A 22361-nucleotide genomic window follows, 5' to 3' on the forward strand; every position below is an offset into this window, starting at 1 on the left:
CACGATGGCAATCTCCCTGTTCCACGCCGGCGCCCGCTGACGTGACCCGAGGGCCATTGATGACCGAAACTGCCCAAGCCCCTCTCGAGCCTCCACCTCCCATCCATGCCGAACTCGATCAACGACGCCTCGATCAAGCCAGACTGCTGCACGCGCGCACACGCACCTCATGCATCATTGTCGAGTGTGTCGTCCTGTACCTCGCCGCGCTGGTCGTCCTGAATGGTGATCTGCGCTTTGCCGGCCTTTGGCTGGCCGGCACCAGCACCATGGTCGGGATTGTCTATCTGGCCTCGAAACTTTTGGCACCGGAGGGCGTTACCGCCGAGAACTACAAGCGCTATCTGACGGTTCACACCGCAATTTCCGGCCTGACGGGTCTGGTCTGGGGCGGACTGGCGATTGCGTATCTTGACGCTGACGACCTGTTCAACCTGTTCATCGCCATCAACATGGTGTTCTCGATCACGGTTGGCGGCATGATGCCCAGCGCCGAATACCGACCGACCTATATCAGCCTCGCCACCTGCACCCTTTTCCCGTTTTCCGCCTATTGGCTTTTGACGGTTGAAGGGCCGTTGCGAATGATCGGGATGGGGCTGCTGATCTACTATGCCTTCGGGTTGATGGTGAGTGCACGCGCCGAGGTCCAGACCATCGCGACGCTGGCTGCAGAACGTACGGCGGAGTTGACCCGCAAGCTGCAAAAACAGAACCGCGTGATCGAACAGGCCAGCGCCAGCAAGTCTCGCTTCCTCGCCGCGACCAGTCACGACATGTCGCAGCCTCTGCAGGCGCAAAGCTTCTTCATTACTGCCATGCGCCGCACGCTGGATCGGCCTGACCAGGTTGAATTGCTCGACAAGATTGAAGGTTGCTGGCGCAGTCAGCAGAATCTGCTGCAAGCGCTGGTGGAAACAGCCCGGCTGGACAGCGGCGCCGTGATCGCTCGCAAATGTGTGTTCGATCTGTCCGTCGAACTGGCCGCGCTGAGAGCCGAGTTTGCCGGAACAGCGCTGGAAGGTGGAATAGAGTTGCACATCAGCGATGCGCCGGTCTGGGTCGCCAGCGACCCACTGCTGGTCACCCGAATCCTGCGGAATCTGCTGGCCAATGCGCTGCGCTACACGCCCGCCGGAGGGCGTGTCGAACTGCAATGGCAACGCGAGGGACAATCTGTTTTCGTCGAGATCGCGGATACAGGGCCAGGGATAAAGGCGGCTGACCGGGAGCGGGTTTTCGAGGAATATGTCCAGCTGGGCTCACCCGCAGGCGGCACCCAGCAGGGCCTCGGACTGGGCCTGACCATCGTCAGCCAACTGGCCCGCAAGCTTGACCTGGAACTACGGTTTGACACTGAGCCGGGGGCTGGAACCCGGGCCGGCATTGTCCTGCCCTACCGCGATCCGCAGCCTGAAAAATCAGTTGAAACCTCCACCATGACAAGCCTTGCAGGCTCGCCCCTCGTGGTCCTGGTCGAGGACGAGGCCGCATTGCGCGAAGGCCTGACCATGCTCCTGACCGACTGGGGGTGCCGCGTGATCTCGGCAGCATCCGGCGCCGAAGCTATGGAACTCCTGTCCTGGGCCGACGCCGAGCCTGCCCTGCTGATCATCGACAAGCGCCTGGGCGAAGGAGAGGATGGTCTCGACACTATTCTGGCGCTTCGCGCTGAAGTCCTGGACGATGTCCCGGCCGTCCTTCTGACCGGCGACATCTACCAGTTCGAGCGCGTCGAAAGCATCGACAACATTACCGTTCTGGCCAAGCCGGCCGATACCACCCAATTGCACGCAATCCTGATGGAGCATGTCTCGACGGCAGCGTCGCACGCCCCGACGGGCTAAATTAGCCCAAGGGCCTGGGCCTTGCGCACACAGGCGGTGCGGGTATGCACATCCAGCGCCTCGAAGATTGCCCGCATGTGCGACTTCACCGTGTTTTCGCTGATGTTGAGCGTGGCAGCGACTTCCTTGTTGGTCGCCCCGCGCGCCATCCAGTGGACGATTTCCAGCTGGCGCTGACCGAGGCGCGGCAGGGGGCGATCGCCGCGGGGCTGCCAGTCGTCATCCTCGTCCAGTGCAGTGTCCGGTGCGCCAAAAAAACGGGTCTGTCCGGCCAGGATGCCATCGACGGCCTCGAAAAGCGCATCGGTGTCGGCCGACTTGTGGACGAAGCCGCGCGCGCCCAGCTTCTTCATTTCAGCGAGCGGCGGTTCGGCACCGATACCGGACAGCATCAGCACCGGGCAACGCGACTTGCGCTCACGTATGGCGGCCAGCAGGGCCAGGCCGTTCATGGTCCGCATGACCAGATCCAGGATGATCAGATCATAGCCGGAATCGGCCTCAAAGGATTTGAGAAAATCGACCGGATCATCGAAAACTTCGACGGTATGACCTTCGCGCAATTGCATCAGCAATGCGCTGAAACCGTCGGAAAACATGCGATGGTCATCGACCAAGGCAATCCGTCGTGTGGCTCTCATTTTTCGAGCGGCTCCGACATCCCCGTCCCCCGTCTGCGCTTGCCACAAATGGTCGCTGGCACGCGAAAAGGCAAGGCTTGGAAACGGTCTATCGTGCCGCGGTCAACTCGGCAAATGGCTGGCGGTGGATTCGGGTCGGTGTGGTGACTTTATCAATCTGAATGCGCCGTCGGACCTTGCGTCTTTGGGCAAGCGGGTCTGACATGCGACGAGACGTCACTTGCGGCGGCGTCACGGCATGATAATTGTCAAGCCAGAGTGACCAGGAGGCCCGGATGGACCGGCCCGACATGACCTTCCAGCGCGCGCCGCTCGTCGATACGTTCGGCCGGCAGATCACCTATCTGCGCCTGTCGGTCACCGATCGCTGCGACCTGCGGTGTGTCTACTGCATGAAGGCCAAGCCGACCTTCCTGCCCAAGGCGGACCTGTTGTCGCTCGAGGAGCTGACGTCGGTGTGCGACAGCTTCATCGCCCGCGGTGTGACCAAGATCCGCCTGACCGGCGGGGAACCCCTGGTCCGCAAGGACATCTTGAGCCTGATCGACACGCTTGGCGCCCGCATCGGCAGGTCCGGGCTGGAAGAGCTCTGCCTGACCACCAATGCGACCCAGTTGCCACGCTATGCCCCGGCCCTGGCCGATGCCGGCATCCGGCGGGTCAACATCTCCCTGGACACGCTTGATCCGCAGACCTTCTCCACCCTCACCCGCGGCGGCCGGCTGGAACAGACACTGGCCGGCATCCGGGCCGCCAAGGACGCCGGCCTCAAGGTCAAGCTCAACGCGGTCGCCATGCAGGGCGTCAATGACCGGCAACTCCCCGCGCTGATCGAATGGGCACATGGTGAAGGTCATGACGTCACCCTGATCGAGGTGATGCCGATCGGCGAGGTCGGGGTCGACCGGGCCGACCAGTTCCTGTCCCTGGCCCGGCTTCGCGAGACCTTCGAGACGCGGTGGACGCTCACCGACCTGCCCGACAATACCGGCGGCCCGGCCCGCTATGTCCGGGTCGGGCAGACCGGCGGACGGCTCGGCTTCATCTCACCCCTGACCGGAAACTTCTGTGACACCTGCAACCGCGTCCGGCTGACCTGCACCGGCAAGCTCTACATGTGTCTGGGTCGCAACGGCGCCGTCGACCTGCGCGAGGCCCTGCGCAGCGGCGGACCGGATGCGCTCGACGCCATGCTCGACACGGCCATGCGGCAAAAGGCCCACGGTCATGACTTCGACGTGTCCCGCGGCGCACAGGCCGCCGTGCCGCGCGACATGGCAACAACCGGAGGCTGACCGCGATGCAGCTCGAACTCGAATTCTTCGGTCCGCTGCAGGACCAGATGGGCAGCCGGGCCGTCCGCATCCAGGCCGAGCACGCGCCCCACACCGTCGACCAGCTGATCGACCTCATCGCCGCAACACATCAGGGCAGCGACGCCCTGCGCGCCTGCCATGTCCGCCTCGCACTCAACGACCGGATGATAAAGCCCAACGCCCCGCTCAAACTCAACAATGGCGACCGAATCGCCTTCATGTCTCCCTTCTCCGGAGGTTGATCGTGAAACCCATTGTTTTGCTCACAGGCGATACGCTCGACCCGAACGCCTTGGTCCCGGCTGGCGGCCACGATCCCGCTTGCGGAGCTGTCGCCAGCTTTGCCGGCCATGTCCGTGCCAATGACGGCCTGACGGCACTTGAGCTGATTCACCATCCGGTACTGACCGAACGCGCCCTCGAGCAGATTGGCGAACATGCGATGGCCCAGTTCGGCCTGCAGACACTGGTGATTGCGCATCGGCATGGCCGCATGGCGGTCGGCGAGATGATCGTCTACATCAGCGCCGGCGCCGCCCACCGGCGCGCCGCGCTCGATGCAGTCAGCTACACAATTGACGTATTGAAAACCCAGGCCCCCTTCTGGAAACGCGAATGGCGTGGCACCAAGTCCGACTGGATCGAGCCCACCACAGCCGACCATACCGCCTCAGACCAATGGATGGAGACCAACTCTTGACGCAGACCCCCGTAACCATCGGCTTCGCTGTCATGACCGTCTCCGACACGCGCGACAGCCGGACCGACAAGACCGGCCCCTGGCTGCGTGAGCAGATCATGGCCGCCGGCCATGCCGTTATCGACCACGCCATCATCGCCGATGATGTGACATCGATCCGCGAGAAGGCGCGTGACTGGATCGTCGACCCCGCCATCCAGGCCATCATTGCGACCGGTGGCACGGGGCTGACCGGCCGGGATGTCACGCCGGAAGCGCTCCGCCCCCTGTTCGACAAGGAGATGGACGGATTCGCGGCCGTTTATCACCAGATCAGCTTCAAATCGGTCGGCGTCTCGACCATCCAGTCCCGCGCCGTCGCCGGAATATCGAACGGGACCTACGTCTTCGCGATTCCCGGGTCGTCCGGGGGATGCAAGGATGCCTGGAATCACATTCTGCGCGACGAGTTCGACGAAGCCCATCGACCGTGCAATCTCATCGATCTCCTGCCGCGCCTCACGGAACGCTGAGATGACTGAACGCCTCACCCACCAGGACGGATCCGGCCGGGTACGGATGGTCGCCATCGGCGACAAAGCCGCGAGCAGAAGACGCGCAGTTGCCGCCAGTCGCCTGTCCATGTCCCCGGCCGCGTTTGACGCGGTTCGCAATGGCCAGGGTCCGAAAGGCAATGCGCTTTACGCGGCCGAGTTGGCCGGGATCATGGCCGCCAAGCGGACATCGGATCTGATTCCGCTCTGCCATCCGCTGCCCCTGACATCGGTCAAGGTCAGCATCGAAGCCTCCCCGGATGACTGCGCGTTCGAAATCCGTGCCGATGTGACCTGTGACGGCAAGACCGGAGTTGAAATGGAGGCACTGACCGCCGCCTCTGTGGCGGCATTGACGCTGTATGACATGGCCAAGGCCCTCGACAAGTCGATGGTGATCGACGCCGTAAGACTGCTCGAGAAGCAAGGTGGAAAGTCCGGCGACTACCAACGCGCGGAGCCATCGGGATGATCAGCCTGGACACCGCTCTCGATATCCTGCGGGCCCGGCTGAGGCCGCTGGATGCCGAAACTGTTCCGCTGGCATCAGGCGCCGGACGGACGCTGGCGGAGAATGTCACCGCACACCGGACCCAACCGCCTTTCGACGCCTCCGCGATGGATGGGTACGCGGTGCGCGCATCCGACCTTTGCGGCGGCGAGACGCGCTTGACCCTGTCCGGAGAAGCGGCGGCCGGTCATGCCAGCAGCCGCGCCCTCCACGCCGGCGAAGCGATGCGTATCTCCACCGGCGCGCCGGTCCCCGCCGGCGCTGATCAAGTGGTGATCCAGGAAAACACCCGGGTGCTCGGCAATGAAGTCTGGCTCACCGACGTTACCAAGCCCGGCAAGAATATCCGGGTGGCGGGGACCGATTTCACGGCCGGAGCCGTGTTGCTGACCGCCGGAGACCGGATCACGCCGGCTGCGCTGTCACTGGCCGCCAGCTCCGGCGCGACCGATTTCAGTGTCACCCGACGCCCAAGGGTCGCGATCCTGTCGACCGGGGACGAGCTGGTCGAGCCGGGCGATGCCACCCGCCCCGACCAGATCATCAATTCGCTGGCGCCCGCGATCGCCGCCATGGCCAGCAGCTGGGGTGGCGATCCGGTCTATCTGGGGATTGCGCGCGATGATCCGGCTGATGTACGCGACAAGCTCGGCCGGCTTGGATCGGCCGACCTGCTCGTGACAATTGGTGGGGCCTCTGTCGGGGATCACGATCATCTCCGTGCGGTGTTCGGCGAAATGGGTGGACAGCTGGCATTCGAAAAAATCGCGGTGAAACCTGGCAAACCAACCTGGTTCGGCCAATTGGGTGACACATTCACGCTCGGCCTGCCAGGCAATCCGGTGTCAGCGATGGTTATGGCGCGACTGTGCCTGAAGACCGCCCTCACCTGCCTCTTGGGGGGGCAGGACGAATCCCTGTTTGCGCCCGCTCGCCTTGGCGTGGAGTTGCCGGCCAATGGCGCGCGTGAGACATTCGTCCGGGCCCGGCTGGACACCGCCTCGGGACGGGTTGCCCCGCTGACCAACCAGGACTCCTCGGCCGCGTCCGCCCTGGTCGCCTCGAACTGCCTTATCCGGCGACTGGCGAACGCGCCGGCCGCCGGTCGCGGCGACCGCACCCAAATACTTCTGCTCGATCATCCATGACGATGCTGGCGGGCCTCGCCGGCGCGTTCGCACTGACCGCGATGGCCTATGCCATGGTCGGCTTCGGGGGCGGGTCGACCTACACAGCGCTCCTGGTTCTGGCGGACACGGACTACCGGATACTTCCGGCGATATCTCTGGCCTGCAACATCACGGTCGTTGGCGGATCTGTCGTCCAGTATGCGCGGGCCCGACTGATCCCCTGGCAGCGACTCTGGCCGCTGATCGCCTGTTCCGTCCCGGCAGCCTGGCTGGGCGGGATGCTCGACATTCCGGAACGCCTGTTCGTCACACTGCTGGGTCTGGCGCTCCTGGCATCCGCCCTCGCGCTGATTGTCCGCCGGCCCGACCCCGCAGCCAGCCCGCCCCGTTTGATGCGTGGGCTGACGCCGGCGCTGGGCGGCGGCATCGGTCTCCTGGCCGGACTGGTCGGCATAGGCGGCGGCATTTTTCTGGCGCCGCTTCTGTATCTGCTCCGCTGGGACGGCGCCAAGGCCATCGCCGCCTCGGCCGCCACCTTCATTCTCGCCAATTCCCTGGCAGGCCTCGCCGGACAGGCGCAACGCATTGTCTCGAGTGGCGATCTGGCGCAACTCACAGCCTACTGGCCACTGCTACCGGCTGTCCTGATCGGCGGTCAGATCGGGGCTTGGTTCGGACGGACGCGTGCGTCCGACACCTGGCTGGTCAGACTGACCGCGGCTCTCGTTTTCGCTGTTGCCCTCCGATTGTTGTGGCGCGCCACCGCGGGCTGACAGCCTTGGTGGCCACGACACGTGGTGTTAGTGCGCCACGTCCTCCCGTGCAGCTGACGCAACCAACCCGCTACGCGGACTTGGTCGCGGCTTCGAAAATCGCCAGCCCCTCCTCAAGTTGCCCAAACGGGATGGTCAGTGGTGGCAGGAAGCGCACCACATTGCCGCGCACCCCGCACGAGAGCAGGAGCAATCCGTTCCGGCGAGCCTCACCGACAATCCGGGCTGTCCGGGCCGGGTCCGGCCGGGTTGCGTCGCCGTCGATGACGAACTCAACGGCACTCATCGCGCCAACCGTGCGCACATCACCCAGGCCCTTGTCGGCCTGCCGGATGGCTTCGCAGCGACGGACGATCCGGTCACCGATTTCATTGGCGCGCTCGCATAGCCCTTCAGCCTCGATGGTATCCAGCACGGCCAGCCCGGCGGCACAGCCCAGCGGCGAGCCCCCATAGGTACCGCCGAGACCACCGGGATTGGCGGCGTCCATGATATCCGCCTTGCCGATCACGCCCGAGATCGGAAACCCGCCGGCCATCGCCTTGGCCACGGTCATCAGGTCGGGCTCGATACCGGCGTGGTCGGTCGCGAACATGGCGCCGGTCCGGGCGAATCCGGACTGGATCTCGTCTACGATCAGCAACATTCCATTTTGATCACAGATATCTCGAAGCGCCCGCATGAACGCCGGGGAGGCGGCATAGAATCCGCCCTCGCCCTGTACGGGCTCGATGATCATGGCCGCAACCCTGGACGCATCAATATCGACCTTGAACAGGCGCTCCAGCGCCAGCAGGGACTCTGCTTCGGATATGCCCAGATAGGGTGCCGGGAATGGGACGTGGTGGATATCGCCCGGAAAGGGTCCGAATCCGGTCTTGTAGGGTGCCACTTTTCCGGTCAGAGCCATGCCCATCATGGTCCGCCCATGAAATCCACCGCCAAAAGCGATGATGCCTGGGCGTCCGGTCGCGGCGCGGGCAATCTTGATCGCATTTTCAACGGCCTCGGCGCCGGTGGTCAGGAAGATGGTCTTTTTCGGAGTGGTTCCCGGAGCGGCTGCATTGAGTCGCTCGGCCAGACGGACATAACTTTCATACGGCGTCACCTGCGCACAAACATGCGAGAAGTTGTCGAGCTGGGCCAGTACCGCTGCCTTGACGGCAGGATGATTGTGACCGGTGTTCGTTACCGCTATGCCCGCCGCGAAATCCAGAAAGCGACGGCCCTCTACGTCCCAGATTTCAGCGTTCTCGGCGCGTGCAGCGAAGACTTGGTGCATCATGCCAAGGCCGCGAGGAATGGCGGATTCCCGCCGGGACCAGAGTGTTGCGTTTTCCATTACATGTCCTCCCGCCGGCCTACGCCGACAGGCCTCCCATCAGCATGTATTTGACGTCAAGATAGTCATCGAGGCCGTAGCGCGAGCCTTCGCGCCCGAAGCCGGATTGTTTCACGCCACCGAACGGGGCGGCGGGCGAGGACAGGACCCCTTCATTGATCCCGACCATGCCATGGGCCAGCGCGTCACCGACCCGCCAGGCCCGGCCCAGATCACGCGTATAGACGTAGGCGGCAAGTCCGTACTCGGTTTCATTCGCCATCTGGATGGCCTCGGCTTCGGTAGCAAATCCCGCCACCGGCGCAACCGGTCCAAATATTTCGTCGCGCATCACATCCATATCCGCGGTGACACCATCGATCACGGTTGGCTGGTAGAAGAGTTCACCCGCCGGGTGTTTGGCGCCGCCGGTCAGCACACGCCCGCCCCGCGCCAGCGCGTCAGAGACCATGCGCTCAACCTTGGCGAAGGCAGCCTCACTGATCAGAGGACCGATTTCGGTCCCGCTCCGGTCCCCCGGCCCGACATTCAATGTCGCGACACGTTTTGCGAGCCGCTCGGCGAACTCGCCGATCACGCCGTCCTGGACATAGACCCGGTTGGCACAGACACAGGTCTGGCCGGCATTGCGGAACTTCGACGCCATGAGGCCGTCCAGCGCCGCGTCCAGATCGGCATCGTCGAACACGATGAAGGGCGCATTGCCGCCCAGCTCCATCGACAGCCGTTTCACCGTCGGCGCGCACTGTGCGATCAGCTTTCGACCGACCCCGGTAGACCCGGTGAACGACAGCTTGCGCACGATATCGCTGGAGGTGAGTACCCTGCCGATCTCGGCCGCATCGGTTCCAGGCACGACATTGAAAACGCCCGCCGGCAATCCGGCCTCCATGCCGATCCGGGCCGCCAGCAATGCTGACAGGGGTGTTTCCGCTGCCGGCTTGGCGACCAGGGTACAACCGGCCGCCAGCGCGGCGGCCGCCTTTCTGATCAACATGGCATTGGGGAAATTCCACGGCGTGATGGCGGCGCAAACGCCAACCGGCGACTTGGTCACGATGATGCGCCTGTCCGACCCCGGAGCCGGGATCACATCGCCATATACCCGCGTGGCTTCCTCGGAAAACCAATGCAGGTAGGACGCACCGTAGAGCACTTCGCCTCGGGCTTCTGCCAGCGGCTTGCCGTTCTCACGTGTCAGGGTCCACGCCAGTTCGTCCGCCCGTTCGATCATCTGGTCCGCCCAGCGGCGCAGAATCCTCGCCCGGCCGGAAGCCGGCTCGGCAGACCAGGCGGCCAAAGCCGCGTCAGCGGCCGCGATTGCGGCGAGGGTTTCAACTTCGCCACAATCGGAGACCGACGCGATCACATTGCCAGTGGCCGGGTCCCGGACATCAAAGCGACGGCCGGACTCGGCATTCAGCCACTCGCCACCGATCAACGCTTGCGTTGGAACAGTCGGCATCACATCCAGCATTTGGTTACCCCACACATTGCGATGGGGCCAGATTGGCCGATGCCATGCAGGAGCGGTAGGGCCAGTTTTCAGGTCTCGGTCGCGCCAGTTGCGTGACGCCGCCCGTCCAGCACCCGGGCCGGCCAGAGCATGAAGACCAGGCTCGCGCCAAGTCCTGCGATGGCGACCCAGATAAGCACGCCAAAACCAGCGCCCGCGCCCAGGATTGCCCCTGCAATCATGGGCCCCGACGCGAGACCCATTTTCGAAATGAAACCTGCGAAGGCCGACGCGCGTCCGGCGCTGTCAAACTCCGCCGACATGCCAAACAGGTAGGCAATGACAAAGCCCCAGGTGATGCCGGTGCCGCAATTGGCGACCAGATAGGCGACCGGATCGCCGCTCCATTGGAACATGGCCGTACCGGCAAAGGTCAGCATCATGGAAGCACCCAGAAGCCAGAACCGGCCAAACCGCAATCCACAGATCATGACGAGCAATGGCCCGAGCAAGGCCACCCAGGTCGCCAGTCCCAAAGCCGTCGACACATAATTTCGGTCGAGACCGAAATCGATGCCCAGCCGGATGATGTAGGCAAGCAGGCCCATATTGGCGGCCTGAAAGAGGAATATGGCGGCATAGGTGAGCAGCAGCGGCGGCCATTGTATGCCGGTCCCCTCTGCAGCGGCCGTATCGCGCGCGGGATAAGTGGCGAGGAAAGGCAGCATCAAGAGCGTCGCAAAGCTGAACAGGGCCAGCGCAATGAACAGGGCCTGTGTGCCGTAAACCGGTGCCAGCGGCGGCAGGACCATGACCGCCAGACCTCCCAGCCCGAACTGAACAAACAGCAGCATGCCAAAGCTACGATCAGGATTGGCCGTCCTGGCAATGACCGCAAACGCGGTGCCGGTCAGTACGCCGCCGACCACACCGTGGGCCAGGCGGACCGGTAACAGCACATCGAAACTTGGAATCCAGATCGAGCTGATATCGACCGCAATCAGTACCACCAGACAGACCAGCGCCGTGCGCCGCCAGGGCAGAGCCTTGATCAGGAAGACCGCCGCCAGCGCGCCCGCCGCGGCGCCGTAGATATTGGCGGATCCGATCTGACCGGCCTGGCTGTCCGTGAAACCAAGGCCGGTGACGAGCCCGTCAACGATGGCGGCCATTATGTTCACATAGAACAGGCCCGCCGTGGCGAGAAAGGCCAGCATGACCGCCGCGATCAATCCATCCGGCGCCGCCGTGGGCAGGGCACCTAGAGGGCGCGACTTGGGGGCATCAGGTGTCATGGTCTGACCTCACAGAAGGGTTCCAGGGCATTGGATTGTGCAGCGGCACGCCGCCAGGCGAACTGTCGGCCATCGCTGGCATAGGCGTAGACATGGCCGTTCGGGATCAGGGCGACGGTGATCCCGCCATACCCCGACATTGCCGGGATCCAGGCATCCCGCCCGCACCCCAGCGCCGGGCCGGCATTCCAGGCCCAGAACCCGTTCTGATAGCGTTGGGTCTCTCCACCGGCGGGAAGTCCGCGATCCTCCGGATCGCGCTGCAACGCCGCGTCCAGCATGCCCGGATCCAGCGTATCCGGCGCGCGCGGCCCAAGGAGATAGGCGGCCAGACGCACCACGTCATCGAAGTGCAGGGTCAGCCCCCAGCCCGCTACCGGTTGCTGTTCTGCGTCATAGGTCCGGCGGGTCCGGTCTGCGAGCGGCGACAGCCCGATTTCGTGCCAGATCGGCACCAGCAGGTCGTTGTAGAAATCGGAGTCGGCCCGGCCGGTTTGCTCTCGCCAGAACGCCTGCATGGCGGCACCAAGCACATAGGTGTCGGTTGTGTGGTAGACCCAGTCTTCACCCGGGTCGGTCCGGCGCGGATGCAGGCTGCAAGCCGCCTCGATCCGGTCAGCGTGAGTGGTCTGTGACATGAATGTCCACAGCGACGGATCGTCCTCATCGCGATTGTAGTCGGATGAAGAATAGAGGCCGGTGGCCATGTCCAGGGCGTGCTCGAACGTGACACCGCTCCACCGCGCCGCGGAACAGGCCGGTACGTAATCAGCAATGTGGGCCGACCGGGCGCCGGGATACAGCCGTTCCAAACGCATCAGGGCCACAGACGCCACCATTGATTTGGCGAGCGAATAGGATGGCAGGGGCAGGCTCTCGCAATAAGGGTCAGGCCCGAAGCGGGTTTGACATCCCCCCGCGAACAGCGCGTCACCGGCCAGCAGTCCAAAAACGGTCATCGCGTCAGGCGAAACCTCAAGCGGCGAGCCGAATGCCGCAATGTCTGCCCCGGTGAAACGTTCCTGAAGGGCCTCGATCGGATGCCGGACAGACCGATTGGCACGTTCGGCCTGAAAACGCTCCCGAACACGGTCGGCGGATGGGTGCTGTTCCGGCTCAAAACTGACCGTCAGGCGGGTCCACAGGTCGAACTGGAAATAGGCGCAAGTCTCGGCCCCCATCACCAGGGCGGCTCGCTGGACATGGGCTCCGTGGGCGGGATCGAATCCCAGCCAGCCGGTATGGATGCAGTTGGCATTGCGCTCCTGCAGGGCAACCGGCATGACCGCCCGAAGCTGACCATCCGGCATCTGCCACACCCGACCCGGCTCGACGATCCACTCCCAATGCGGATGCTCGGCCGCCTGCGGGCCACGTGCCACGGGGATCAGCATATCGCCATCGCCGACCACCGAAATTTCAAGCTGCGGCAGCGAGAAAATCCCCGCCTCGGACCCGTAGCCGAATTCATCGCGATGAACCCGCAAGCCATCGACGGCGTCCAAGGGCTGAATGGACAGTCGACCCGACACCGGCGTTTGCAGCGACCGGGCATCAGCCGGCGGGGAAAAGGCCTCGCTGGACAGTGGCTGTCGCAACGGCGCGTCACCCGCGGGTATCCGCGTGCCCAGATCAATATCGCCAGCCCGGGCGTCTACCCGGAGATTGTCGGCCCAGCAGGTGTCATTGAGAGTATTGCCCGCGGCCCGCAGGCGTACGGCGATCCAGTCTCGGACAGGTGGAGCGATGAGAGCCCCACCGACCCTGTGCAGGGTCAGACCATCATCCTGGCCGGGGCCAATCCGACCCAGCTCCTGCCAGTCCTCGCCATTGTCCGACGCTTCGAGCAGGCAGGCATCCTCACCTTCCAGGTCAAGCGCCGCGAAACTCACCGAGATCCGCACGTCGCCACGACCATCCAGCGCGACGACGCGAGCGGCCCAGGCATTCCGGCGCAGCCTCAGGGCGTGATTGCCGGCATATTCCGTCAGCTGGATGTCTCCCCGTCCTGCCGACCCCCGCCAATCGGCACCCAGGCCTGCCTCGAAATCCTCGACAAGCGGGCCCTGTGCCTGCGCGAATCCGGCCAGCAACAGCGACGACAGGCCGGCGAGGACGGTCCTCATGGCGTCACCCCGAGCATCGCGGCCAGCGGTTGGAGTTGCGCCTCATACCGGTGCCACAGACCAACAGAACTGGAATAGAGCGGCTGACGGACCTGTGCAGCACTGTGCGTGGCCGACGGCGTCGGATTGCGGTGAAAGGCAAGACACGCCTGCTCAAACTCAAGTCCGACGGCCTCGAGCAGTCGCCGGGTCTGACCATCCTGGTCCGTGACGACATCCTCGTATTGCACATCAATGATGCGCCCCGGCAGAACGTCCCGCCAGTGCGCCATGAGAGCATCCTTGGCCCGCATGTAAGCAGCCAGATCGGCAAAGTCGTAGGAATAAGGATATCCCATGCGGAACAGGGCCTTGTAGAGAGAGTACGCATTGTCCATCGGGTCACGCTGAAGGTGAATGATGCGCGCGGCCGGCAGCGCGGCCGCGATCAGTCCGATATAAAGAAAGTTCGCCGGCGCCTTGTCGATGAAGAAGCGGGAACCAGCCGCCCTTTCACCTGCGCGCTTGCAATAGGCTTGCCCAAGCATGGACGGATCGAGCCCCGAGGCGGCCTTGATCAGCCCTGACTTGCCGCCATCGGCCCGGCAAAGTGTCGTCAGTCCAAGCGCGAAGTCGTTCAGTTCGCCAAGGCTTTCCACTTCGGAATGGGCGCTGAGTATTCGGTCAATCAGTGTCGTCCCGCTACGCGGCAGGCCGAGCACGAACACCGGACCGTCCCCACCTTCAACTTCACCTTCACCTTTACAGGCTTTGCCAATACCGTCCCCGCGCCGACCCACTCGGTCAAAATAGGTCCTGTCAAAGGCCGACGCGATTTGCGCCATGGTGTCGACGTCGCCCGACACGTCGTAGCGCATGAGACCCCGCCTGTGCCCGGCCCCTACGGTCAGGGCATCGAAGCTCGCCTTGTAGTCTCCGAGATCCTCCAGCTCCTTGGCCAGGGCGTAATGCAAGGCCACCGGGCCCATCGGCGAGCGGTGGGGAGCCCGCACCATTCGTTGCAGCTCATCAACGTGATTTCGATCGGCGGTCTGTCGACGCAGCGTCGCGCGATTGTAGTAGGCATCATAGTCGTGCGGCGCGCGGGCGATCACGTCATCAAAGGCTGCCTCCGCCGCCTCAAGCTCACCGACAGCTACGAGATGGGTGGCGAGATTGTAGCGGTGGGCCGGCTCGTCCGGCGACAACGCGACAGCAGCGCGTGCGCACCGGGCGGCGTCCGCATGCTGGCCGCATTGCGCGAAGGCTTCCGCCAGCCGCCCCAGCCAATTGGCATTCCCGGCGGCCTCGTCTTCCATGGCGAGCAAGCCGGCTCTGGCCTGCTTGATGTCTCCGAGATGGACATCAGCCTCGACCATCATCAACCGCGCCAGCGGCGAAGACGGCTCGATCGAAAGCGCCGTGTTCAGCGCCGCGCGCATGCCCCCGGCGTCACCAGCCTTCTGTAGCGCCCGGGCACGAATGATCCAACCCTCAGCAAAGCCGGGATATTCCCGGACCAGTGCCTCGGACATGGCCTGACCTTGTGCGATCCGCCCGGCGCGCAGGGCCCGGTCGATACTGGCGAGTTGGGCTTGAGGCGGAGCAGACGTGTTCACGGCGACCATGAGAAAGTTGACGGGGCGGCCGCAGTCGCGACCGCCCCGACATTATCCGATCAGAAGCTGAAGCGAACGGTTGCACCGACAGTGCGCGGCAGGGCGATCATTTCCTTGTTGCCATTGCCGAAATACCCGTCGGCGGGAGCCGTGCCCATATAAGCCTCGGTGAACACGCCAGTGACCCCGGCCTCGTTGGTGATGTTCTTCATCCACAAGGACAGGTCGACATTGTCGCGCGAGAAGGTCGTTGTCAGGTTCCAGATCGAGAACCCGTCAAGCGGGACATTGAATGTCGGCGAAGTTGTCACAGCGTTTCGCGTTTCCGACTGATAATAGCCATCCAGTCGCGTGAAAGTGGTCCAGTCGGCCAAGCGGCCGGTGTGGTCCAGCGACCAGTTGAACTGGTGCTCCGGCGTACCCGGCAGCATGGCACCCTCGAGTGCGATCGGAGCGGCAGGAGCCGGACGATCAGGTGCGTGAAAGTTCTCGCTCAGCTGGGCGTCGATGTAGGCGTAGCCGAGGGCATAATGCCAATCATTGCCGACAAAGCCTTCCAGTGATGCCTCAAGCCCATAGGTCCGCGCGGCGCCGCCATTCTGGACCGCGAAGAAGCCCCAATTGGTGGTCGACGTATTGAACTGCGGATCAGCCCAATCGATGTAGAACACGCTGACATCATAGATGAAGTTGCCACGGTCACCTTTTACGCCGATCTCGTAGTTGACGACCGAGTCAGAGCCATAGACCTGCCAGCGCGGGTCTTCGGCATAGAAACCGGCCAGCGGGACGGCGTTGGCGCCGCCGCGGCGATAGCCCTCGGAAATGGTGGCATACAACATGTCATCATCCGAGAACCGCCACGCGCCGTTCAACTTGAACAACACGTCGCTTTCAGTCGTCTCGAAGTCCGAGTTGACGTCCGGGAAGAGGCCAGTCCACAGCGGCAGCGCCATGTAGCTGTCATTCTCGGATTCATTGTCGAAATAGCGACCGCCAAAGGTGATGTCGACATCTTCACTGGCGTGCCAGGTCAGCTCGCCAAACACCGACATTTCGGTGAAATGCTCGGTCTGGCGATAATCCCAGTCCTGATCGCCAGTGACGGCTCCAGCGGCCAGCGGAAGCAGCGTATCCCACCAGTCCTTGAAGCCGACGAGGAAGCTTTGCTGCGTCATCTCGCGCTGCTGGCTGCGATAGAAGCCGCCAACCACATAGTCGAAGTCACCGCCGTCATCGGTGACAAGGCGCAATTCCTGGATGACAGCCTCATCGGCATAGGTCCGGACCGCCTGGGCCATCGGACGCGGATAATTGTAGTAGAAACCGAGCCAACCGGCCTGCGCATAAAAGCCTGTATTCTCACTGATGCTGTCGCCGCTGTGGTCATAGTGGGAGGTCGACGAGGTCAGGGTTGCGAAACCGAGATCAACTTCCGCCTCAAGCGACGTCATATTAATGTCGCGGCTGGACGGCTCCAGCTGGATCGAGCCGTTTTCATAATCGTCATAGACATTGCCGAAACCATCTGTGCCAACGGTCTGCTGGCGACGGCCGCCCACTTCGTCGGACTGACGGGCGTGAACCAATCGGATCGACGTCGTGTCATTGGGTTCAACCAGCAAAGTGGCGCGACCCATCCAGGTGTCGAACGTATCGGCATCTTCCTGCGACCGGTAGGACGCGGTCGGATCCAGCACACCATTCGGCGCGACCGGCGTACCGCTGGCATCAAGCTCATAGAGGTTCACATAGTCGGTGATGCCCGGATAGTCGCCGAGGCTTCCGACCAGGCGCAACGCAGCGCGCTCACCCAACGGAATGTTCAGAGCGCCATCGATGCCAAAACCATAGCTCTCGGAGCCGTTCACATGCGACGCGGATCCGGACAGGTAGCCACCAAACTCACCCAGCTCGGGATCACGTGTGATATAGCGGATGGTCCCGCCCAGCGAGCCGGAACCGTAGAGAGTGCCCTGCGGGCCTCGCAGCACTTCCACCCGCTCGAGATCGCGCAGGGCGAAATTGGCAAAGATCGGCGTGTCATTGATGTAGGTGGACACAGACGCGACCGAGGACGTTGCATAGTCTCCCAGACCATTGCCATCCACAGCAAGACCGCGAATTCGGGCTGCGTTGAGCGTCCCGGCATTGCGCGCGCCCCGATCAACAACCGTTACACCCGGGATCGAGCGCAGCAGCTCGGCCTCGTCGAGAATTTGCCCGGCCTCGATCGCTTCGCCACCGATTGCCGAAATGTTGTACGGAACATCGGATACGGTTTCTTCGCGCCGCGTTGCCGTCACCGTGATGACATCGCGTGTAACGCCTTCATCCTGACCGAGCGCCACGCCCCCCAGGCTCAGCCCTGCCAGGGCAGTACCGCCCATGAGGGCTGCCGACAGAACCTTTCGGCTCATGCTATGCTTCGTGAATTCGCCCATGATACTCCTCCGGTATTCCCGGCCCCTGCTTGATACGACCTCTCGGCCCAGACATTGTCAGTCCAATATTTTCAGTCTCGGTTTGCGACCGCCGCCTTGGTCCACGGTTGATCGCGGCGCCGCATCGCCCCCCTGGCGATGCGGCATTTCCAGAGCCCCCAGCCCCGGCATGCTTGCCCGTCTCGCCTTGACATCGGCGTGAAGCGGGAACTCGACTTCGCTGTCACGAAAACTCTTCAGAACCTGGCCCAGCCCGTTCCAGCCGCGCTCTCGCATGCGGGCCACCGTCGACAGGTCCAGGTCGAGCGCGATCACCTCACGGCCCGCGCCCGCCTCGTAGATCACATCCCCGCCCGGCCCATAGATGGCCGAGCGCCCGACGCCGAGATCGCCCGCCAGGTTCACATCGACGAAGATGCATTGGTTGATGGCCGCATTCGAACGGGCGATGGCCAGCTCGACATCGCGATCAATCGTGTTGGTCATCGTCGGCAGGAGTATGACTTCGGCGCCCAGGCCAACCAGGGTCCGGATGACTTCCGGGAACCACATGTCGTAGCAAATGGCGACGCCGACCCGGCCAATGCCCGGAATGTCGAAGACCACCGGATCACGTCCGGCTGCCACGCCTGCCTCGTAGGGGAGGAATGGAAACATCTTGTCGTAGCGAGCGACCATCTCGCCGGCAGGATTGATGACCGGTGTTGTATTGTAGATCGCGCCGTCACGCCGCTCATACAGCGAACCGGGAACCAGCCACAGCCCCGTTTCCGCGGCCAGAGCCTTGAGTCGGACCTCGGTCTCGCCACCGGCCGGTTCGGCCTTGTCCAGACTGGCGCCGTGAACGGCAAGCTCGCCGACCACGACCAGATCGACCCAGGGAAACCGCTTGGCGATCGCCCGGGTCTCGCGCTCGACAAGTTCGAGATTGTCGCTCTTGTCCGCTGCCAGTTGAAGCGCCGCAATTCCAAGTGACGACATTCTGATGCTCCCCGCGCACGGCCCTCACAACAAGATCAGCCGCATTGTTGGGAAAGCATGACAGGGCTGGGACATGGCGCTTAGAACCAGATCATCGCGCCTTATGGGGCCAGTTTTCTCGCCTGCCGCTCAGCCATAGGGCCAGATGAGACGGACGGACCATCATCACTGTGCTGCGTTGTCAGCGGCGGGAGCCAAGACTGCGGAGTCCACCACATGTCCATTCTGATCCAGCCAGTGCAACTGGTCGCCCTCAAACGCGACCGCAAATCCGAGCACCTCTCCGAACGCCCAGCTCCGCCACTGACGATACCATTGGCCACCTTCCACCCACCAGCGACCGACATCCCGGTCTTCGCCGGCAAAGCCGGCCTGTCCCGACATGCGCCCATCGGCGTGCAACTCAATGGTACAAGGGTCGCCATAGACAGTCTTGTACAGCAAGGTCGCGCCGGACAATCGCGCCAGAAGCGCCTTGCCAGCCACGGGCGTCGGCTCGGACCGTCCGGTCTTGCGATCATCGAGATCCCGCATGGCCTGCGACAGCTCGGCAATGCCGGCGCGGATCGACGCGGCGGGCAACGATGTCACGCCGAGCCGGAACATGTTGCCCGGGCCATTGTCGTCAGCGAACCAATGGTCAGCGGGCTCGATAAGAATGCCCCGCGCCTCGGCGGCCCGGATCACTTCGCTGGCGTCCAGGCCGTCCGGCCCTCGAACCCAGTACGAGGTCCCGCCCTCGACCGGTGCAACGGCAATGGCGAGCGGGCGATAGTGGTTCAGGGCGTCACGAAGTGCGATCAGACGTTCCGCACAGACCTGGGTCAGCCGCCGCATCATGGCATCGTAATGTCCCAGCGACAGGAAGAAAGCCGCCGCCCGCTGATTGTTCGGGGATGGCCGCCGCGTCGTCAGGTCGCGCAGTCGACGTGCCGCGGCAATGATCTCGGGCGCGGCGACCATGTATCCAAGCCGGACGCCAGGCGCGAGAACCTTGGACAGGGACGCCACATAGACGACCCGGTGACCGTTCTCCAGGCTGCGCAAGGCCGGCATCGCGTCGCCGAGATAGTTCATCTCGCACTCGAAATCATCCTCCAGGACGAGAAAGTCTTCGCGTTCGGCCATCGCCATCAGCGCTTGACGCCGTTCAAGCGAAAGCGTGACACCCGTCGGACGTTGTCGGCTTGCCGAGACGCAGACGAGGTCGCGATCGCGCAACCGCCCGTCGACAATGATGCCGGAGTCATCGACCGGCTGATGCGTCACCTTGGCACGACGCAGGGCAAGCAGGGCTCGCAACTCCGGCAGCCCGGGTTCCTCAACCGCGACCCGGCTCTTCTTGCCGACAAGAACCTGTAGCGCGAGAAACAAGGCCTGCTGCTCTCCGACGGTTATCAGCAGCTCGTCCGGTCGCGCGGTGATGCCCCGCCGCGGCAGGAGCTTGGTCCGGATCTCCTCGATCAGCGCCGTGTCATCCACTTCGCCATTGTCGAGCGACCAGTCTTCGACCTCGGAAACGGCGAGCGCCAGACGACTGGCCTCGCGCCATTCGGTGACCGGAAACAATGACCGGTCATAACGCCCTTCGATGAAGGGGTAGCGATATCGCTGCCAGTCCGGCGGGCACTTGTAGGCTGAGTTCGGAGCCAGTTCCGGTTCCAGGAAACGGGAAACCACTTCGGTGCCATCCGTCACGGTCTCGCTTCCGGGCAGGGCCGGTGAGGCCAGTCGCCGGACTGCAGCGGTTTGCGGCACGTAGAGGCCCGACCGCTCCCGGGTCTCCAGATGCCCCTCCGATATCAGCTGCTGATAGGCGAGGAACACGGTGTTGCGCGAAACACCCAGCTCCTTCGAGAGCCGGCGCGACGACGGCAACCGCGAGCCCGCCGGAAACACCTCCGCATAAATCGCCTCGATGACCCGTCGCCTGATCTGCTCCTGCATTGAAAGCGGACTCGTCCGGTCAAGGCGAAAGAGCGGCGCGAGAGATTTCGAGTGCTGGACCAAGTTGGGTTCACCGGGCGCTTGAACGACCCCGACACGCTATCAGTCGCCCCAGGCTGAGCGTCAACCTGTGTCTGCGTCGTTCAGTTCTTTCAAAAGGTCGGACAGGGTGTGCTGCAAATGCCGAGCAACCAGCGCCCGGACGGCCCCGTCATCGCGAGCCAGCCAGGCCTTGAGAATTTCATGGTGCTCCTGTTCCGCCCTGGCGGGGCGACGGGTCGGCTCCAGGTGTTTTCGGACATAGCGGTCAGACATCACGTTGAGGCGGGCGATGACACTTTCGGTCAGTGGCCGCCCGGCCGGCGCGATCAGCGCCATGTGGAAACGCCGGTTGAGCATGCCGACTGTTGGCTTGTGCGCCTTGGCTTCCGTATCGAACTTGTCGAGGGCGTCAGTCGCCCGAGCGCGATCCTGGTCGGTTGCCTTGAGACAGGCGGCAGCGGCAGCCTCGGGCTCGATCTGCAGTCGCAGCGCGAACACTTCTTCGGCTTCGGCATAGGTCATGGGCCGAACAAAGAAGCCGCGATTGGGGTGGGACACCACCAGACCGTCCTGTTCCAGACGCGCCAAGGCCTCGCGCAGCGGAATTTTGCTGACCCGAAACTCCCTTGCCAGGGCATCCTGGCGGATCGGTTCATTCAATCCGAAAGCACCGGAAACGATTTTCTCCCGAACAATCTCGAGAATGCGGTCGGACAGGGTCCGAACCTCAAAATGGGTGGTTTCCATCGGGGTTCCGGGGGCTGGCAAGGCTGTGATCGTATATCAAATACCGCAGCTTCCAAGCGCGTGGCAAACAGGCTTGCCGCCAAAATCGTGCGCGACCCGCCCGACACGGGAAAATTTCCGGTGGCACAATGACCTGGGCCGGGTCCGGACTGGTCGGGATGGGACCGGAATGCCGTCGAACACACAGGGCCCGCGCCTCGGCCGGCTTGGACTGCCGGCCCCCTTTTCCACGTCAGATGGGCGCTGCCTGACAACAAGTCTGGAGCTCTTTCGATGCGCCGGTTCCCAGCCAAACCGAAAGTCGGTTGGGGAAATGGCGCGAGACGTCACCCACTCCCCTGACAGTCACGCCCAGATCGCGGACCAGTCCGTTCTTTATCGAATATATCCAGCCATGAATGGCAACTTTCTGTCCGCGCCCCCAGGCGTCGGCGATGATCGGATTGCTCGCAATTGACCGCACCTGCATCGCGACATTCCCTTCGCAAAGCGCGTCCAGGCGTTTTTCGGGATCCCGTATTCGCAAGAGGTGGCTGGCGAGCTCATCCGACGTGTCCCGGATCGGCTGCAGCCAGTGGTCAATCAAGCCGTGACGCTCGCCCGACACGGCCGCTGCGACACCGCCACACCCATAGTGGCCGCACACGATGATGTGCCGGACCTGCAGCGTCTCGACAGCGTATTGCAACACCGACAGGAAATTGGTGTCCTGAGCGGGCGCGAGGTTGGCGATATTGCGATGGACAAACAACTCGCCGGGATCCAGCCCGACAATGTCATTGGCCGGCACCCGACTGTCAGAGCAACCAACCCAGAGATAATCCGGATGCTGTTGCGCCGACAATCGGCGGAAAAAGTCAGGATCATCCTCGGTCTTGCGCGCCGCCCAAGTCGTGTTGTTGTGCAGCAGATCTTCGATCATGGCGATCTCC

19 protein-coding genes are annotated in these 22361 nt (G+C 63.4%); 8 read left to right on the forward strand and 11 right to left on the reverse strand.

The window, feature by feature from the left end; all coding sequences use genetic code 11:
- Positions 1–59: 59 nt before the first annotated feature.
- A complete protein-coding gene (locus VOI18_RS00340; RefSeq protein ID WP_323760435.1) occupies positions 60–1847 on the forward strand; it encodes a hybrid sensor histidine kinase/response regulator in 1788 nt (595 codons plus the stop codon).
- On the opposite strand, the gene VOI18_RS00345 is transcribed toward VOI18_RS00340, so the two are convergent.
- Entirely contained in the window at positions 1844–2488 is a 645-nt protein-coding gene (locus VOI18_RS00345; RefSeq protein ID WP_323760436.1) for a response regulator transcription factor, read from the reverse strand. The genes VOI18_RS00340 and VOI18_RS00345 overlap by 4 nt on opposite strands.
- Before the next feature lie 275 nt (positions 2489–2763).
- Here VOI18_RS00345 and moaA point away from each other — a divergent pair, with 275 nt between their 5' ends.
- The 7 genes from moaA to VOI18_RS00380 are packed head-to-tail and all read left to right on the forward strand — an operon-like array spanning position 2764 to position 7451.
- Positions 2764–3783: a GTP 3',8-cyclase MoaA gene (gene moaA / locus VOI18_RS00350; protein WP_323760437.1), complete on the forward strand. Its 1020-nt coding sequence runs from the start codon at positions 2764–2766 to the stop codon at positions 3781–3783.
- A 5-nt stretch (positions 3784–3788) separates the two neighbouring features.
- Positions 3789–4046, forward strand: coding sequence for a MoaD/ThiS family protein (locus tag VOI18_RS00355; protein ID WP_323760438.1), 258 nt, complete (start codon positions 3789–3791; stop codon positions 4044–4046).
- 2 nt (positions 4047–4048) lie between these two features.
- Positions 4049–4504 carry a molybdenum cofactor biosynthesis protein MoaE gene (locus VOI18_RS00360; protein ID WP_323760439.1) on the forward strand — a complete coding sequence of 152 codons (456 nt, stop codon included), beginning with the start codon at positions 4049–4051 and terminating at the stop codon, positions 4502–4504.
- Positions 4501–5016, forward strand: a complete 516-nt coding sequence (gene moaB / locus VOI18_RS00365) for a molybdenum cofactor biosynthesis protein B (RefSeq protein ID WP_323760440.1) — start codon at positions 4501–4503, stop codon at positions 5014–5016. Before VOI18_RS00360 ends, moaB begins: the two co-directional genes overlap by 4 nt.
- 1 nt (position 5017) lies before the next feature.
- Complete coding sequence (moaC, locus tag VOI18_RS00370; protein WP_323760441.1) at positions 5018–5509, forward strand: cyclic pyranopterin monophosphate synthase MoaC; 492 nt, start codon at positions 5018–5020, stop codon at positions 5507–5509.
- Positions 5506–6696, forward strand: a complete 1191-nt coding sequence (gene glp / locus VOI18_RS00375) for a gephyrin-like molybdotransferase Glp (protein ID WP_323760442.1) — start codon at positions 5506–5508, stop codon at positions 6694–6696. Before moaC ends, glp begins: the two co-directional genes overlap by 4 nt.
- Positions 6693–7451: a sulfite exporter TauE/SafE family protein gene (locus VOI18_RS00380; RefSeq protein ID WP_323760443.1), complete on the forward strand. Its 759-nt coding sequence runs from the start codon at positions 6693–6695 to the stop codon at positions 7449–7451. The genes glp and VOI18_RS00380 overlap by 4 nt, the downstream gene beginning before the upstream one ends.
- 70 nt (positions 7452–7521) lie before the next feature.
- Here the strand turns inward: VOI18_RS00380 and gabT are convergent, their stop codons facing one another.
- From gabT to VOI18_RS00430, 10 genes are all read right to left on the reverse strand, one after another.
- Complete coding sequence (gene gabT, locus VOI18_RS00385; protein ID WP_323760444.1) at positions 7522–8793, reverse strand: 4-aminobutyrate--2-oxoglutarate transaminase; 1272 nt, start codon at positions 8791–8793, stop codon at positions 7522–7524.
- A 19-nt stretch (positions 8794–8812) separates the two neighbouring features.
- Positions 8813–10270 (reverse strand): NAD-dependent succinate-semialdehyde dehydrogenase, encoded by a 1458-nt coding sequence (locus VOI18_RS00390; protein WP_323760445.1) that lies wholly within the window; start codon positions 10268–10270, stop codon positions 8813–8815.
- A gap of 68 nt (positions 10271–10338) precedes the next feature.
- The gene (locus VOI18_RS00395) at positions 10339–11544 is read right to left on the reverse strand and encodes a hypothetical protein (RefSeq protein WP_323760446.1); all 1206 of its coding nucleotides are present in this window, start codon (positions 11542–11544) and stop codon (positions 10339–10341) included.
- Positions 11541–13670 (reverse strand): serine hydrolase domain-containing protein, encoded by a 2130-nt coding sequence (locus VOI18_RS00400; RefSeq protein ID WP_323760447.1) that lies wholly within the window; start codon positions 13668–13670, stop codon positions 11541–11543. The genes VOI18_RS00395 and VOI18_RS00400 overlap by 4 nt, the downstream gene beginning before the upstream one ends.
- Positions 13667–15268, reverse strand: a complete 1602-nt coding sequence (locus tag VOI18_RS00405; RefSeq protein ID WP_323760448.1) for a tetratricopeptide repeat-containing sulfotransferase family protein — start codon at positions 15266–15268, stop codon at positions 13667–13669. The genes VOI18_RS00400 and VOI18_RS00405 overlap by 4 nt, the downstream gene beginning before the upstream one ends.
- Before the next feature lie 59 nt (positions 15269–15327).
- Positions 15328–17688, reverse strand: coding sequence for a TonB-dependent receptor (locus tag VOI18_RS00410; RefSeq protein WP_323760449.1), 2361 nt, complete (start codon positions 17686–17688; stop codon positions 15328–15330).
- Between the two features lie 81 nt (positions 17689–17769).
- Positions 17770–18693, reverse strand: a complete 924-nt coding sequence (locus tag VOI18_RS00415; RefSeq protein WP_323760450.1) for a carbon-nitrogen hydrolase family protein — start codon at positions 18691–18693, stop codon at positions 17770–17772.
- Between the two features lie 165 nt (positions 18694–18858).
- The gene (locus tag VOI18_RS00420; protein WP_323760451.1) at positions 18859–20640 is read right to left on the reverse strand and encodes a PLP-dependent aminotransferase family protein; all 1782 of its coding nucleotides are present in this window, start codon (positions 20638–20640) and stop codon (positions 18859–18861) included.
- A gap of 123 nt (positions 20641–20763) precedes the next feature.
- Positions 20764–21429, reverse strand: coding sequence for a GntR family transcriptional regulator (locus tag VOI18_RS00425; protein ID WP_323760452.1), 666 nt, complete (start codon positions 21427–21429; stop codon positions 20764–20766).
- A 232-nt stretch (positions 21430–21661) separates the two neighbouring features.
- Entirely contained in the window at positions 21662–22351 is a 690-nt protein-coding gene (locus VOI18_RS00430) for a carbonic anhydrase (RefSeq protein WP_323760453.1), read from the reverse strand.
- Positions 22352–22361: the final 10 nt, after the last annotated feature.

This window comes from Maricaulis sp., from assembly GCF_034670125.1.
In the GTDB taxonomy this organism is placed as follows: domain Bacteria; phylum Pseudomonadota; class Alphaproteobacteria; order Caulobacterales; family Maricaulaceae; genus Maricaulis.